Below are 15,994 nucleotides of genomic sequence, written 5' to 3' on the forward strand. Positions count from 1 at the left end.
GTGCACACCGAGCCGGGCGGCAGCGTGCCGTCGATGGTGGCCAACAAGTTTGTGGTGGATGCCCCGTTCAATACCTTGAAAGCCCTCAAGGAACGCGCCGAGAAGTAACTTTATCGCTCTTTTAAGGTGACTTCGTAACGCCCCGACTCGATCGGGGCGTTTGCGTTTTTGACCGGTGCGCAGGCTTTAAATTGTTTCCGGATATGCGTTGCACGAAATTTTCACCCACTCTCCAAGACAATTCGCCGGCTCTCCCGTAACGCGCTGCGTACTGCTGAATGCAGGATGAAACAGTCGGGATGAGGGTAGTAATCAATGGCAATGCAGCCGTTGATCGTGCAACATTTGCGCACCGCGCAAACCCCCAGGCCTTGTACGGGCCAAAAAGAGGGCAAGGCGCAGCTGTATTTTTGAAACTTTAACTTCCAATGGGTCCTAAAACGACATGGCAATCCCGGACGCCCTGAATCAGCAGCGAGCCTCTAGTAGTCGCCTGCTGCAACCGACCGTCAAATCGCATCTGGCCTACACGCTGTTGTGTGCCCTGGTCATGATGGTCATGTTCAGCCTGCTGCGCGTCGCGCTGCTGGTTTACAACCGCTCGATGATCCTCGACACACCGGCCTCGACCTTTCTCGAGGCATTCGCCAACGGTCTGCGTTTCGACCTGCGTCTGGTGGTCTATCTCAGCGTTCCCTTGCTGCTGGCACTGTTCAGCGCCCGGGCCATGGCCGCACGCGGGCTGTTCCGTCTCTGGTTGACGATCGTCTCCAGCATTGCGCTGTTCCTGGGCCTGATGGAGATGGACTTCTACCGTGAGTTCCACCAGCGCCTCAACGGCCTGGTCTTCCAGTACGTCAAGGAAGATCCGAAAACCGTGATGAGCATGCTCTGGTACGGTTTCCCGGTGGTTCGTTACCTGCTGGCATGGGCCGTGGGCACCTGGATCCTGAGCCTGGCATTCAAGGGCGCCGACCGTGCAACCCGTCCCCGTGGCCCATTCAGTGGTGGCAGCATCGGCACGCGCCAGGTTGCCCCGTGGTATGCGCGCATCGCGGTATTCGTGGTGTGCCTGCTGGTTTGTGTGGTCGCCGCGCGCGGCACACTGCGCCAAGGCCCGCCACTACGTTGGGGTGACGTCTATACCACCAACTCGAACTTCGCCAACCAATTGGGTCTCAACGGCACCCTGCAATTGGTTGCCGCAGCGAAGAGCCGGATGTCCGAAGAACGCGACAACATCTGGAAGGCCACCCTGCCTCAAGAGCAAGCCCAGCAAATCGTGCGTGACATGCTGGTGTTGCCCGACGAGAAACTGGTCGAAGCCGACATGGCCGCCGTACGTCGTGACTACACGCCGCCGGCCGACAAGACCCTGCCGATCAAGAACGTCGTCGTGATCCTGATGGAAAGCATGGCCGGTCACTCGGTGGGTGCTTTGGGCGGGCCGGGCAACATCACGCCGTACCTCGACAAGCTGTCGAAGGAAGGCCTGCTGTTCGACCGCTTCTTCTCCAACGGTACCCATACCCACCAGGGCATGTTCGCCACCATGGGCTGTTTCCCGAACCTGCCGGGTTTCGAATACCTGATGCAGACCCCGGAAGGCAGCCACAAGCTGTCTGGCCTGCCGCAGTTGCTCAGTGCCCGTCACTATGACGACGTGTATGTCTACAACGGTGATTTCGCCTGGGACAACCAGTCGGGCTTCTTCAGCAACCAGGGCATGACCAACTTCATCGGCCGCAACGATTTTGTTAATCCGGTGTTCTCCGACCCGACATGGGGCGTGTCCGACCAGGATATGTTCGATCGCAGCCTGCAAGAGCTCAAGGCGCGGGAAAACGGCAAACCGTTCTATGCCTTGCTGCAAACCCTGTCCAACCACACGCCATACGCCTTGCCGACGCCATTGCCGGTCGAGCCCGTGACCAATCGTGGCAGCCTGAACGAGCACTTGACCGCCATGCGTTACGCGGACTGGGCACTGGGCCAATTCTTTGAAAAGGCCCGCAAGGAGCCGTACTTCAAGGAAACCCTGTTTGTCATCGTCGGTGACCACGGTTTCGGCAACGAACAGCAGATCACTGAAATGGACCTGGGCCGCTTCAACGTGCCGATGTTGATGATCGCGCCGGGCATCCAGGAGAAGTTCGGTCAGCGTGACCACACCGTGGGCACCCAGATCGACATCGTGCCGACCATCATGGGCCGCCTGGGCGGCGAAACTCGCCAGCAGTGCTGGGGCCGCGACCTGCTCAACCTGCCTGAAGGCGACAAGGGTTTTGGTGTGATCAAACCTTCGGGTAACGAGCAGACCACGGCCATCCTCAGCGACGACCGGATCCTTGTACTGCCGAAGGAAAAGGACATGGCGCCAAAGTTGTACCAGTACGAAATGGGCGCTACGCCGCATGCCGAGATCATTGCGGATGCACCGGGTACCGCTGAGTTGAAGCTCAAGCTCGAAGCGTTCCTGCAAACCGCGACCAAGAGTCTGCTGGACAACACCGCCGGTGTAGTTCACGGCACGCCGTAGTAAGTTGTGACGCAATGGAAAAGAGGCTCTTCAAGAGCCTCTTTTTTTTGCCTGGCGGATTTTTATATTCGGCCGAGCAAGAGCAGGATCAACAGTACCACCAACACGACGCCGATGATTCCGGATGGGCCATAACCCCAACTTCTGGAGTGTGGGAAGACCGGCAAACCACCGACCAGTAACAGGATCAGAATGATGATTAGTATTGTGCCCATGTCTATTTCCTTGTCGAAAATGCAGTGAATTGACCATGCCAATCAAGGTCAGCGGGAATGAAGTAAATTCGCGCTGCTTAAATATTCCGACTCTTGCGCTTGCAGGAAAATTCCAGGTTTTTTTCAAGTATTTCGAACGGGTCTTTATCTTTTTTTGTTGCATCAGTTACTTCAGGCGCTCCCGCGGTTTGCTCGGGCCATTCAGCAATCTGATGGAGCGTGGGTCGGGCAATTTCCTTCGCTACACTCGGTGCATCTTCCGAGAACAACAAGGCTGTTTGCTATGCAAAATCGCATGATGATCACTGGTGCAGGCTCTGGTCTGGGTCGCGAAATCGCGCTGCGCTGGGCGCGTGAAGGCTGGCAACTGGCCTTGTCGGACGTCAGCGAGCCCGGTTTGCAGGAAACCCTCAAGCTGGTCCGCGAAGCGGGCGGCGATGGTTTTATCCAGCGTTGTGACGTACGCGATTACAGCCAGTTGACGGCGTTCGCCCAGGCCTGCGAAGTCAAATTCGGCGGCATCGATGTCATCGTCAATAACGCGGGTGTGGCGTCTGGCGGGTTCTTCAGTGAGTTGTCCCTGGAGGACTGGGACTGGCAGATCGCGATCAACCTGATGGGCGTAGTCAAGGGCTGCAAGGCTTTCCTGCCGCTGCTGGAAAAAAGCAAAGGCAAGATCATCAACATCGCGTCCATGGCCGCGTTGATGCAAGGCCCGGCGATGAGCAACTACAACGTGGCCAAGGCGGGCGTGGTGGCGTTGTCCGAAAGCCTGCTGATCGAACTGGCGCATCAGGAAGTCGGCGTGCATGTGGTGTGTCCATCGTTCTTCCAGACCAACCTGCTGGACTCCTTCCGCGGTCCGACCCCGGCCATGAAAGCCCAGGTCGGCAAGTTGCTGGAAAGCTCGCCGATCAGCGCCGCTGACATCGCCGACTACATCTACCGGCAGGTCGCCGCCGGCGAGTTCATGATCCTGCCCCACGAACAGGGCCGCATGGCCTGGGCGCTCAAGCAGAAGAACCCGCAACTGCTCTACAACGAAATGACCGTCATGGCCGACAAAATGCGCGCCAAGGCCAGGCAATCGGCAAGCTGATCTTGCTCGCAGGCAACGCTGTGGTTAGGGTGGCCGCCATCGGCCATCCTCGCGAGACGCTTGCATGCTCAATTACCTGTGGTTTTTCCTCGCTGCGCTGTTCGAAATTGCCGGTTGCTTCGCCTTCTGGATGTGGCTGCGCCAGGGTAAAAGCATGTGGTGGGTGGTGCCGGCGCTCCTCAGCCTGACCCTGTTCGCCCTGCTGCTGACCCGTATCGAAGCCACCTATGCCGGCCGCGCCTACGCCGCTTACGGTGGCATCTACATCGTTGCCTCAATCGGCTGGTTGGCCGTGGTCGAGCGGATTCGTCCGCTGGGTTCGGACTGGCTTGGCGTAGCGTTGTGTGTGATCGGCGCGAGCATCATCCTGTTCGGGCCGCGATTCTCCGCGTCCTGACAGATCGGCCCTACAATCAGCCGGGTTGTCAGACCTTTCCGTAAGCGTGGTGCGTCATGGCTGTCAGTCCGGTCTGGTTTGCTGTCGGAGCATTGTAGGCGTACCGCGGGCCGGGCATCTTCAAGGGCCAGTAACCCCTGAAGGACACTCCTCATGCTCGTACTCACTCGCATTGTGGGCGAAACCATTTCCATCGGTGACAACATTTCCGTGCGCGTACTCGCGATCAACGGAAACAACATTCGCTTTGGCGTCGAAGCGCCCCAGGACGTCAAAGTGCACCGCTGCGAAATCTACGAACGCATCCAGAACAAACTGACGAAGACCAAGGGGCACTGAAGGCTTCAGTCAAAAAGGTGCTTGGGCACGTCGTGCTTGAGCATCAGTTGGCATTGCTCGCTTTCCGGGTCGAAGACAATCAGTGCCTGCCCCTTGGTCAAGGCCTGGCGCACGCGCAGTACGCGGGTTTCCAGCGGCGTGTCGTCACCATTGTCCGTGCCGTCGCGGGTCACGAAATCCTCGATCAGGCGGGTGAGGGTGTCGACTTGAAGTTGGTCGTGGGGGATCAGCATAGGCACCTCGGTTGGATCAATGGCGCGATGCTACGGCGATTGGGCGAGGACGGCCAGCACGGGATCTTGTGTTGTCTGGTCTGACGCCTTCGCGAGCAAGCTCGCTCCCACAGTAGACCGAGTTCTTTCATGGGAATGCGGTCGAGTGTGGGAGCGAGCCTGCTCCGGGCGGCGTTCCGACGATAGCGGTATACCTGGCGATGAAGATCCTGAATCAGTTCTCCGACCGCTGCCCCACCAGGCTGTCCACCGAAGGCACCCGCGTATCGCTTTCCATCTGTGTGTCATGTTCGAGCTGATGGCTGAAGCGGTCCAGTGAACCCTTGGCCGGTTGCGCATCGCTGGCAAACACGGGCGGGCTGAGGATGTACGCACCGAGCAGGCGGCTCAGGGCGGCGAGGCTGTCGATGTGGGTGCGTTCGTAACCGTGGGTGGCGTCGCAGCCGAAGGCGAGCAGGGCGGTGCGAATGTCGTGGCCGGCGGTGACCGCTGAATGTGCGTCGCTGAAGTAGTAGCGGAACAGGTCGCGGCGCGCCGGCAACTCGTTGTCGCTGGCCAGGCGCAGGAGGTGGCGCGACAGGTGATAGTCATACGGCCCGCCGGAATCCTGCATCGCGATGCACACCGCGTGCTCGCTGGAGTGTTGGCCTGGCGCGACCGGTGCGATGTCGATGCCGACGAACTCACTGACGTCCCAGGGCAACGCCGCCGCGGCGCCGCTGCCGGTTTCCTCGGTGATGGTGAACAGTGGATGGCAGTCGATCATCAACTCTTCGCCACTGTCGACGATGGCTTTGAGCGCCGCCAGCAGCGCGGCCACCCCGGCCTTGTCGTCGAGGTGGCGGGCGCTGATGTGGCCGCTTTCGGTGAACTCCGGCAACGGGTCGAAGGCGACGAAATCGCCGACGCTGATGCCCAGCGACTCGCAGTCGGCACGGGTGGCGCAGTAGGCGTCCAGGCGCAATTCGATGTGATCCCAACTGATCGGCATCTCATCCACGGCGGTATTGAACGCGTGCCCGGACGCCATCAGCGGCAAGACGCTGCCGCGGATCACGCCATTGTCGGTAAACAGGCTGACCCGACTGCCTTCGGCAAAGCGGCTGGACCAGCAGCCGACCGGCGCGAGGGTCAGGCGGCCGTTGTCCTTCACCGCACGCACCGCCGCGCCGATGGTGTCCAGGTGAGCGGAAACGGCGCGGTCGGGGCTGCTTTTCTTGCCCTTGAGCGTGGCGCGGATGGTGCCACGACGAGTCAGCTCGAAGGGAATACCGAGTTCTTCAAGGCGCTCGGCGACGTAGCGCACGATGGTGTCGGTGAACCCGGTGGGGCTGGGAATGGCGAGCATTTCCAGCAGGACTTTTTGCAGGTAACCGAGGTCCGGTTCGGGGATTTTGCAGGTCATGGAAACTCCTGATGTATTGAGGCCATCGATGGTTTCGATGAGGGGATTTTTGTTGCCTGGGCKGRCCCCTTCGCTGGCAAGCYMGCTCCTACATTGGAACGCATTCCCCTGTAGGAGCGAGCTTGCCAGCGAAGGGGTCCGCCCAGGCAACACATCACTAAGAGACTGCCGGCTGGCTGTGCGGAAACAGCAAATCCACAAACCGCTCCGCCGTGGGCTGCGGTTCGTGGTTGGCCAGCCCGGCCCGTTCGTTGGCTTCGATAAACACGTAGTCCGGCTGGTCAGCGGCGGACACCATCAAGTCGAGGCCGACCATGGGAATGTCCAGCGCCCGCGCGGCCCGCACGGCGGCGTCCAGCAGCGTCGGGTGCAGGATCGCCGTGACGTCTTCAAGCACGCCGCCGGTATGAAGATTCGCCGTGCGTCGTACGAACAGATGCTCGCCGGCCGGCAGAATGCTGCTGTAGTCGTATCCGGCGGCCTGCAAGGTGCGCCGGGTTTCCGCGTCCTGCGGGATCTTGCTTTCGCCACCCGTGGCCGCCTGTCGCCGACGGCTCTGGGCTTCGATCAATGCGCCGATGGAGTGCTGGCCGTCGCCGACTACTTCGGCCGGCCGGCGAATGGCGGCGGCGACCACTTCAAAACCGATCACCACAATGCGCAGGTCGAGGCCTTCGTGGAAACCTTCCAGCAGCACGCGGCTGTCGAAGTGGCGAGCGGCTTCTATGGCTTGCTGCACCTCCTCAAGGGTACGTAAATCCACCGCCACCCCTTGCCCCTGTTCACCATCCAGTGGCTTGACCACCACGCGCTGGTGTTCATCGAGGAATGCCAGATTGTCATCGGCGTTACCCGCCAATTGCTGCGCCGGCAGGTTCAACCCGGCTGCCTTGAGCATTTTGTGGGTCAGACTTTTGTCCTGGCACAGGCTCATGCTGATGGCGCTGGTCAGGTCGCTCAGGGATTCGCGGCAGCGTACCCGACGCCCGCCATGGCTGAGGGTGAACATGCCGGCGTCGGCGTCATCGACCTGCACATCAATGCCACGGCGGTGAGCCTCTTCGACAATGATCCGCGCGTACGGGTTGAAAGCGGCTTCGGGGCCTGGCCCGAGAAACAGCGGCTGATTGATGCCGTTCTTGCGCTTGATGGCGAAGGTCGACAAGTTGCGAAAACCGAGCTTGGCGTAAAGGCTCTTCGCCTGGCGGTTATCGTGCAGCACGGACAGGTCGAGGTAGGCGAGCCCGCGACTCATGAAGTGCTCGATCAGATGCCGCACCAGCACTTCACCGACACCCGGTCGCGCACAGTGCGGGTCGACCGCCAGGCACCACAGGCTGCTGCCGTGTTCCGGATCGTTGAAGGCTTTTTCATGATTGAGGCCCATGACGCTGCCGATCACCGCGCCGCTGTCCTCGTCTTCGGCCAGCCAGTACACCGGGCCACCCAGGTGGCGCGCAGTGAGCCGGGTGGCGTCGATAGGCAGCATGCCGCGGGCCTGATACAGCTGATTGATCGCCTGCCAGTCGGCATCGCTTTGCGCGCGGCGAATGCGGAAACCGCGAAACACCCGGGTCGCTTGACGGTAATCACTGAACCACAGGCGCAAGGTATCGGACGGGTCGAGAAACAGCTGCGTCGGCTCCAGCCCCAGCACTTGCTGGGGCGCGGCGACGTACAGCGCAATGTCCCGTTCACCGGGCTGCTCGTTGAGCAACTCCCCAGCGAGGCTCGCCGCATCGGCAAAGGTGTGGCCGATCAACAAACGGCCCCAGCCGCAATGCACAGCAATCGGCGCCCCACCGAGTTCACTGCCATCTTCGGCCAGGCGTGCCTGCAAGCGTTCGTAGGAAGGCGACTGGCCGCGCAACAGGCGTTGGCTGAAAGCCGTGGCGTGAGGTTTCATTCGTCAGATTCCTTGTTCGCTGAGCCACAGGTTGAGGGCCGCCAGTTGCCACAGCTTCGAGCCGCGCAACGGCGTCAATTGGCCCTGTGGATCGGTCAGCAGACGGTCGAGCATCGCGGGGTTGAACAGGCCGCGATCCTGGCTGGGATCGAGCAGCAACTCGCGCACCCACTCCAGCGTATCGCCCTGCAAATGCTTGAGGCCCGGCACCGGGAAGTAACCTTTCTTGCGGTCGATCACTTCACTGGGAATCACTTGCCGCGCGGCTTCTTTCAAGACGTGCTTGCCGCCGTCCGGCAGTTTGAAGCGCCCCGGAATCCGTGCCGACAGCTCCACCAGGCGGTAGTCGAGAAACGGCGTGCGCGCCTCCAGACCCCAGGCCATGGTCATGTTGTCGACGCGTTTGACCGGGTCGTCCACCAGCATCACCGTGCTGTCCAGACGCAAGGCCTTGTCCACCGCCGCATCGGCACCGGGCTGGGCGAAATGGGCTTTGACGAAGTCACCGGCGGCGTCATTCGCGCTCATCCATTTTGGTTGCACGGTGGCGGCGTAGTCGTCGTAGCTGCGGTCGAAAAACGCTTCGCGGTACGCGGCATACGGATCACTCGCGCCGTCCACTTGCGGATACCAGTGGTAACCGGCGAACAGTTCATCGGCGCCCTGGCCGCTCTGGACGACTTTGCAGTGTTTGGCCACCTCCCGTGACAACAGGTAGAAGGCAATGCAGTCATGGCTGACCATCGGTTCGCTCATGGCGCGGAATGCGGCGGGCAGTTGTTCGATGATCTCTTTTTCTTCGATGCGCAATTGGTGATGCTGCGTGCCGTAGTGCCGGGCGATCAGGTCGGAATACTGGAACTCGTCACCGCGCTCGCCGCCCGCATCCTGAAACCCGATGGAAAAGGTCGACAGATTGTCCACGCCGACTTCCCGCAACAGGCCCACCAGCAGGCTTGAATCGACGCCGCCGGACAAGAGCACGCCGACATCCACCGCTGCACGTTGGCGGATGGCAACAGCTTCGCGAGTGCTGACGAGCACACGGTCGCGCCAGTCTTCGAGGGTCAGATCCGTCTCATCGGCGTGAGGGCCGTAGGGCAGGGTCCACCAGGTTTTCTGTTCGGTGCGGCCATCGGCTTCGATGCGCATCCAGGTGGCCGGCGGCAGTTTTTCAATGCCCGCCAGCAAGGTGCGCGGTGCCGGGACCACGGAGTGGAAATTCAGATAGTGATTGAGCGCTACAGGATCGAGGATCGGGTTGATGTCGCCGCCCTTGAGCAATGCCGGCAGCGCCGAGGCGAAGCGCAGGCGCTGGTCGGTGCGCGACAGGTACAGCGGTTTCACGCCGAGTCGGTCGCGGGCGATGAACAGGCGTTGGGCATCGCGCTCCCAAACGGCGAAGGCAAACATGCCGTTGAGTTTTGGCAGCAGCGCTTCGCCCCAGGCGTGATAGCCCTTGAGCAACACTTCGGTGTCGCCACCGGAATAGAAGGTGTATCCCAGGCTTTCAAGCTCGGCGCGCAATTCCGGAAAGTTGTAGATCGCCCCGTTGAAGGCCAGGGACAAGCCCAATTGCGGGTCGATCATCGGCTGCGCCGAGCCGTCCGACAGGTCCATGATTTTCAGGCGCCGATGGCCCAGGGCAACCGGCCCCTGGCTATGAAAGCCCCAGGCGTCGGGGCCGCGGGGGGCCAGGTGATGGGTGATTCGTTCAATGGCTGCAAGGTCTGCAGGTTGATGATCAAAACGTAACTCGCCAGCTAATCCGCACATAAATTCCTTACCGGTTTTTCCGTTGGGGAGGGTCGATCGATACCGCGCCAGAACGGCGGGTACTCAGAAAGTGACCCTCCTCGGTAAGGGGAGTTTTAGATCGATGAGTTATATGCGCGCCAGACCACGGCCGAATCGCCCCGTGAGGGCGACTTCGGCTGCTGTATCGATTACTTGCCCCGGATCAGGCGCCGCAGGGCAAACCGATTGGGATGGCAGGCTTCGGCCACGCTTCTGGGCAACGGCAGGGGTTCGTTGTCCAGCCAGGCTGCCAGCAGTTCTCCGGACAGCGGCGCGGTGATCAGGCCGCGCGAGCCGTGACCGCTGTTGATGTACAAACCGTCAAGCCATGGGCATTCGGCGTCCGGCACCTGCCGGGCATCCTTGCCCAGCGCTGCATAAGCCTGAGTGAACGCCTGGGTGTCGGCTAACGGGCCGACGATTGGCAAGTAGTCGGGGCTGGTGCAGCGAAAAGCGGCACGCCCCTGGAGGCTTTCAGGCGCAAGATTATCGGCCTGTAGACGCTCGACCAGATCGTGGGAAATCTCTTCGAGCATGGCCATGTTGCCCAGGTGTTCGGCCGTGGTCGGCGTGAGGTCATCGCTCTTGAAATCGAAACTGGCCCCCAGGGTGTGTTCGCCCAAACGGGCAGGGGCGACATAGCCTTCTGCACACACCACGGTGCTCAGGGCCTGGCTTTGCGGGGTTTGCGCCAGGCGGGTGATTTGTCCGCGAATGCGTTTGAGCGGCAACTCGGCGCTCTCGGGGAAGCGCTGGATTTCGGCTGCGCCGGCGAGCACCACCACGGGGGCGTCGGCAAGCAATCGCTCGCCGTCCCAGGCTTGCCAACGGCCTTCAACCTTGCGCAGTTCCAGCGCATCGTGATGGGTGAGCAATTGAATCTGTGGATGCGCAGCCTGCCACTGGCACAGCGCCGGTGGGTGGACCCAGCCGCCTTCGGGATAGAACAGGCCCCCCTGTGCCAGCCCGATACCGGCCACGGCCTGTGCCTCGGGTTGATCCAGCAGGTGCAGCAAGTCCGCTGGAAACGCCGCGGCCAATTGCGCCTGGCGTTCGGCTTCCTTGGCATTGAAGGCCAGTTGCAACACGCCGCAATCGTCCCAGTCGCGACCCCGTTGCAAGTGTTCGAGCAGGCGTCGGGTGTAGCCGAAACCGCTGACGATCATTTGTGACAGCGCCGTGCCGTGGGCGGATAACTTCAGGTAGAGCACACCCTGCGGGTTGCCCGAGGCTTCCTGGGCGATGTCGTCGTGGCGCTCCAGCACTGTCACTTGCCAGCCCCGCGCGGCGAGGCTGGCGGCGCTGGCACAACCGGCCAGGCCGGCACCGATCACCAGTGCCTGGCGCACGCCGGTCAACGGGGTCGGGCGGGCAAACCAGGGTTTATCCAGGGCCGGGGCCGGCGTTTCCTGGGGCCAGCCGAGGAACTCGCCGCGCAGGATCTCCCATTTGTGGCCGATGCCGGGGGTGCGTTTCATCTTGAAGCCGGCGGCGTTGAGCAGGCGCCGCACCCAGCCGGTGCTGGTGAAGGTGCTGATGGAAGCACCGGGGGCGGCCAGGCGCGCCAGTTCGGCAAACAGTTCGGCGGTCCACATGTCGGGGTTCTTCGCCGGGGCGAAACCGTCGAGGAACCAGGCGTCGATTCGGGCATCGAGTTGCGGCAGTTGCTCCAGTGCATCGCCGATCAGCAGCGTCAGGGTCACGCGGCCGTGGTCCAGCGTCAGGCGCTGAAAGCCCTGATGGATGGCCACGTATTGCTCAAGCAGTTGATCGGCAAACACCTTGAGTTCCGGCCACAGCGCCAGGGCTCGTTGCAAATCGGCCGGGCTCAACGGGTACTTTTCGACGCTGACAAAATGCAGCCGCGCTCCGGCCGCCGCGTGTTGTTCGAACACCTGCCAGGCACACAGAAAATTCAGTCCCGTGCCAAAGCCCGTTTCACCGATGACCAGGCGTCCGCCCTCCGGCAAGGCAGCAAAGCGTTCCGCCAAGCGGTTTTGCTCGATAAAGACATAGCGGGTTTCGTCCAGCCCCGACTGGTCGGAGAAATACACATCATCGAACACTCGCGAATACGGACGACCTTGGTCGTCCCAGTCGAGCTGGGCGTGGGGCAATTCAGGTTTCATGGCAGGCTCGGCAACGGCAAGGCCGCCATTCTAGCCGATCGACGGCGTGGTGCTTGATCCGTGGCAAGGCATGTATTGGCCGAGACCGGGAGAATCTCTGCTGGCCTTCAGTTCAATCCGCTAGTCTTGCTCACATCTGGAAGGGAGCCGCTCATGTTTGAATCTGCTGAAATCGATCACGCCATTGACAAAGAAACCTATGACGCCGAAGTCCCGGCCCTGCGCGAAGCGTTGCTCGAAGCGCAATTCGAATTGCAGCAGCAACGCCGCTTTCCGGTGATCATTTTGATCAATGGCATCGAAGGTGCCGGTAAGGGTGAGACGATCAAGGTGCTCAACGAGTGGATGGACCCGCGCTTGATCGAGGTCCGCACCTTCGACCAGCAAACCGATGAAGAACTGGCGCGGCCGCCGGCCTGGCGGTACTGGCGGATGCTCCCGGCCAAGGGGCGCATGGGGATTTTCTTCGGCAACTGGTACAGCCAGATGCTGCAGGGGCGGGTCCATGGCGTGTTCAAGGATCCGCGACTGGACCAGGCGATCAACGGCGCCGAGCGCCTGGAAAAGATGCTGTGCGATGAAGGTGCGCTGATCTTCAAGTTCTGGTTTCACCTCTCCAAGAAGCAAATGAAGGCACGCCTCAAGGCGCTGGCCGACGACCCGCTGCACAGCTGGCGCATCAGCCCGCTGGACTGGCAGCAGTCGCAAACCTACGACAGGTTCGTGAAGTATGGCGAACGGGTGCTGCGCCGCACCAGCCGCGACTATGCACCGTGGCATGTGATCGCCGGGGTGGATGCCCATTATCGGAGCTTGGCCGTGGGGCGGATTCTGCTGGCGGGCCTGCAGGGCGCATTGCAGCGACCGACGATCCATCCGGAAAAGGTCAGCGCCGCGCCAGTGTTCCCCAGTGTCGATCAAGTGAACCTGATCGACAGCCTGGACCTGACCCTGCACCTGGACAAGGAAGATTACGAAGAACAGCTGATTACCGAGCAGGCGCGGTTTTCCGGGTTGATGCGCGACAAACGCATGCGCCGCCACGCGCTGGTGGCGGTGTTCGAAGGCAACGACGCGGCTGGCAAGGGCGGGGCGATCCGCCGGGTAGCGGCAGCGCTTGATCCGCGCCAGTACAGCATCGTGCCGATTGCCGCGCCCACCGAAGAAGAACGGGCGCAACCGTATCTGTGGCGCTTCTGGCGGCACCTGCCGGCCCGGGGCAAGTTCACCGTGTTCGACCGCTCCTGGTATGGCCGGGTATTGGTGGAGCGCATCGAAGGGTTTTGCAGCCCGGCAGACTGGCTGCGTGCCTACAGCGAGATCAACGATTTCGAGGAACAACTGACCGATGCCGGGGTGATCGTGGTCAAGTTCTGGCTGTCCATCGACAAACAGACGCAACTGGAGCGCTTCGAGGAGCGCGAAAAGATTCCCTTCAAGCGCTTCAAGATCACTGACGATGACTGGCGCAACCGTGAAAAGTGGGATGACTATCGCGCGGCGGTTGGCGACATGGTCGACCGTACCAGCACCGAGATTGCGCCATGGACCCTGGTGGAAGCCAACGACAAGCGTTGGGCACGGGTCAAAGTCTTGCGCACCATCAATCGCGCACTGGAGGAGGCTTTCGAAAAATCCGACCGGCATGAGAACAAGAAGCGTAAGGACAAGGATTGAAGCGATGGTTGCGCATACGCGAGGTGAATGATTGTCGCGGTCGGTGAAGCGCTGGACTTATGCTCGGTCCACTCTCAACCGATAACAACAATGAGGTATGTCATGCGTGAAGTGGTGATCGTCGACAGCGTGCGGACCGGCCTGGCCAAATCCTTTCGCGGCAAATTCAACATGACCCGCCCGGACGACATGGCGGCACACTGTGTCGATGCACTGTTGCTACGCTCCGGTATCGATCCGGCGAGCGTCGAGGACTGCATCGTTGGCGCCGGTTCCAACGAAGGCGCCCAGGGTTTCAATATCGGTCGCAATGTCGCGGTGCTGTCGCGCCTGGGCATCGGCACGGCCGGCATGACCCTCAACCGCTTCTGTTCCTCGGGCTTGCAGGCGATCGCCATTGCCGCCAACCAGATCGCTTCGGGTTGCAGCGACATCATCGTCGCCGGCGGTGTCGAGTCCATCAGCATGACCATGAAAAGTGTCAATACCGACAACCTGATCAACCCGCTGCTCAAGGAACAGGTGCCGGGCATCTACTTCCCGATGGGGCAGACTGCTGAAATAGTCGCGCGTCGGTACGGCGTCAGCCGTGAAGAGCAGGACCTGTACGCGTTGCAAAGCCAGCAGCGTACTGCTCAGGCTCAGGCCGCCGGGCTGTTCTGCGATGAAATCGTGCCGATGGCGGTGAAGTATCGCGTCGAAGACAAAAACACCGGTCAGGTGCAGATCCTCGACGGTGTCGTTGATCGTGATGACTGCAACCGCCCGGACACCACCCTGGAAAGTCTGGCCGGGTTGAAGCCGGTGTTCGCCGAAGATGGCTCGGTCACGGCCGGCAACTCTTCGCAACTGTCTGATGGCGCGTCCATGACCCTGGTGATGAGCCTGGAAAAAGCGCTGGAACTGGGGCTCAAGCCGAAAGCGTTCTTTCGCGGTTTTACCGTGGCCGGTTGCGCGCCGGACGAGATGGGCATCGGCCCGGTGTTTTCGGTACCGAAACTGCTCAAGGCCAAAGGCTTGCGGATTGACGACATCGACCTGTGGGAACTCAACGAAGCGTTCGCCTCGCAGTGCCTGTACAGCCGCAACCGCCTGGAAGTCGACAACGCCCGGTACAACGTCAACGGCGGCTCGATCTCCATCGGCCACCCGTTCGGCATGACCGGCTCGCGTCAGGTCGGGCATCTGGTTCGTGAATTGCAGCGACGCAATCTGCGTTACGGTGTCGTCACCATGTGCGTGGGAGGCGGGATGGGGGCTACGGGACTGTTTGAGGCGGTGCGGTAAGGCTCGGGTTTTTTCTTTGTCGGTAAAATAGCCATCGCGAGCAAGCTCGCTCCCACAGTGTTTAGTGGCGATCACTAATCTTGTGTACGCCATAAAACCTGTGGGAGCGAGCTTGCTCGCGATGGGCGCGCCGCGGTCAAGAACATCCCCCGAACATTACGACCCACACAGTTTCATCCGCGGCCAGACCCAAACTGTGCCTGTGTACGCCACCGCTGCGGGCCTAGAATGACGGCTCCTGTCAGTTGGCGTTGGGGTTCACATGCACATTTCATCGGGTCGCTGGGGTTACGGTCTGTTCCTGGCCTTGTTGACCGCGTTGTTGTGGGGAATCCTGCCGATCAAGCTCAAGCAAGTGCTGCTGGTGATGGACCCGGTGACGGTGACCTGGTTTCGCCTGCTGGTATCCGGCGGTTGTCTGTTCATTTACCTGGCGGCCACCAGGCGTCTGCCCAGCCGCAAAGTGCTCGGTCCTCGCGGTGGCTGGCTGGTACTGATGGCGGTGCTCGGCCTGGTCGGTAACTATGTGCTGTATTTGATGGGCCTGAACCTGCTCAGCCCCGGCACGGCGCAACTGGTGGTGCAGATGGGGCCGATCATGCTGCTGATCGCCAGCGTGTTTGTGTTCAAGGAGCGGTTCAGCCTGGGGCAGGGGATCGGGCTGTTGGTGCTGCTGATCGGTTTTGCGCTGTTTTTCAACCAGCGCTTGAGTGAATTGCTCACATCGCTGACCGACTACACCGCCGGCGTGCTGCTGGTGCTGTTGGCGTCCACGGTCTGGACCTTCTATGCCCTGGGGCAGAAGCAATTGCTGACGGTGTGGAATTCGCTGCAGGTGATGATGGTGATCTACCTGTTTTGCGCGCTGCTGTTGACGCCGTGGGTGCATCCGCTCGAAGCGTTGCAATTGAACCCGTTGCAGGGTTGGTTGCTGCTGGCGTGCTGCCTCAACACCCTGATTGCCTATGGCG

At 61.2% G+C, this 15,994-nt stretch carries 13 protein-coding genes and 1 pseudogene; 8 read left to right on the plus strand and 6 right to left on the minus strand.

The annotated features are described in order from the left end of the window. Positions 1-108 (plus strand): annotated as a pseudogene (locus AC1DVH_RS17740) (START domain-containing protein); the annotation flags it as partial. A 337-nt stretch (positions 109-445) separates the two neighbouring features. Continuing rightward, positions 446-2,539 (plus strand): LTA synthase family protein, encoded by a 2,094-nt coding sequence (locus tag AC1DVH_RS17745; RefSeq protein ID WP_477754905.1) that lies wholly within the window; start codon positions 446-448, stop codon positions 2,537-2,539. A 62-nt stretch (positions 2,540-2,601) separates the two neighbouring features. Here the strand turns inward: AC1DVH_RS17745 and AC1DVH_RS17750 are convergent, their stop codons facing one another. Continuing rightward, complete coding sequence (locus AC1DVH_RS17750) at positions 2,602-2,760, minus strand: DUF3309 family protein (RefSeq protein WP_477754914.1); 159 nt, start codon at positions 2,758-2,760, stop codon at positions 2,602-2,604. A gap of 277 nt (positions 2,761-3,037) precedes the next feature. Here AC1DVH_RS17750 and AC1DVH_RS17755 point away from each other — a divergent pair, with 277 nt between their 5' ends. The 3 genes from AC1DVH_RS17755 to csrA all read left to right on the plus strand — a co-directional run bounded on the left by AC1DVH_RS17755 (position 3,038) and on the right by csrA (position 4,589). After that, positions 3,038-3,853: an SDR family oxidoreductase gene (locus AC1DVH_RS17755; RefSeq protein ID WP_218427556.1), complete on the plus strand. Its 816-nt coding sequence runs from the start codon at positions 3,038-3,040 to the stop codon at positions 3,851-3,853. Positions 3,854-3,917: 64 nt separating this feature from the next. Beyond that, a complete protein-coding gene (locus AC1DVH_RS17760; RefSeq protein WP_223508037.1) occupies positions 3,918-4,250 on the plus strand; it encodes a YnfA family protein in 333 nt (110 codons plus the stop codon). 153 nt (positions 4,251-4,403) lie between these two features. After that, complete coding sequence (csrA, locus tag AC1DVH_RS17765) at positions 4,404-4,589, plus strand: carbon storage regulator CsrA (RefSeq protein WP_477754906.1); 186 nt, start codon at positions 4,404-4,406, stop codon at positions 4,587-4,589. A 5-nt stretch (positions 4,590-4,594) separates the two neighbouring features. Here csrA and AC1DVH_RS17770 read toward each other — a convergent pair whose 3' ends face one another. From AC1DVH_RS17770 to mnmC, 5 genes are all read right to left on the minus strand, one after another. Then, positions 4,595-4,822, minus strand: a complete 228-nt coding sequence (locus AC1DVH_RS17770) for a YheU family protein (RefSeq protein ID WP_056727184.1) — start codon at positions 4,820-4,822, stop codon at positions 4,595-4,597. Between the two features lie 214 nt (positions 4,823-5,036). Further along, positions 5,037-6,227: an osmoprotectant NAGGN system M42 family peptidase gene (locus tag AC1DVH_RS17775; RefSeq protein WP_477754907.1), complete on the minus strand. Its 1,191-nt coding sequence runs from the start codon at positions 6,225-6,227 to the stop codon at positions 5,037-5,039. A gap of 157 nt (positions 6,228-6,384) precedes the next feature. After that, positions 6,385-8,133: an N-acetylglutaminylglutamine synthetase gene (gene ngg / locus AC1DVH_RS17780; protein WP_477754908.1), complete on the minus strand. Its 1,749-nt coding sequence runs from the start codon at positions 8,131-8,133 to the stop codon at positions 6,385-6,387. A 3-nt stretch (positions 8,134-8,136) separates the two neighbouring features. Beyond that, positions 8,137-9,909, minus strand: coding sequence for an N-acetylglutaminylglutamine amidotransferase (locus AC1DVH_RS17785; protein WP_477754909.1), 1,773 nt, complete (start codon positions 9,907-9,909; stop codon positions 8,137-8,139). Between the two features lie 170 nt (positions 9,910-10,079). Continuing rightward, positions 10,080-12,059: a bifunctional tRNA (5-methylaminomethyl-2-thiouridine)(34)-methyltransferase MnmC2/FAD-dependent 5-carboxymethylaminomethyl-2-thiouridine(34) oxidoreductase MnmC1 gene (gene mnmC / locus AC1DVH_RS17790; protein ID WP_477754910.1), complete on the minus strand. Its 1,980-nt coding sequence runs from the start codon at positions 12,057-12,059 to the stop codon at positions 10,080-10,082. 153 nt (positions 12,060-12,212) lie between these two features. Between mnmC and pap the strand changes: the two genes are divergently transcribed. The 3 genes from pap to AC1DVH_RS17805 form a co-directional block, all read left to right on the plus strand. Next, positions 12,213-13,736: a polyphosphate:AMP phosphotransferase gene (gene pap / locus AC1DVH_RS17795; RefSeq protein WP_477754911.1), complete on the plus strand. Its 1,524-nt coding sequence runs from the start codon at positions 12,213-12,215 to the stop codon at positions 13,734-13,736. A 102-nt stretch (positions 13,737-13,838) separates the two neighbouring features. Then, complete coding sequence (locus AC1DVH_RS17800; protein WP_477754912.1) at positions 13,839-15,023, plus strand: thiolase family protein; 1,185 nt, start codon at positions 13,839-13,841, stop codon at positions 15,021-15,023. Positions 15,024-15,285: 262 nt separating this feature from the next. After that, a partial coding sequence (locus tag AC1DVH_RS17805) for a DMT family transporter (RefSeq protein ID WP_477754913.1) occupies positions 15,286-15,994 on the plus strand: 709 nt, incomplete at its 3' end.

This window comes from Pseudomonas sp. P4_C3 (assembly GCF_056402075.1).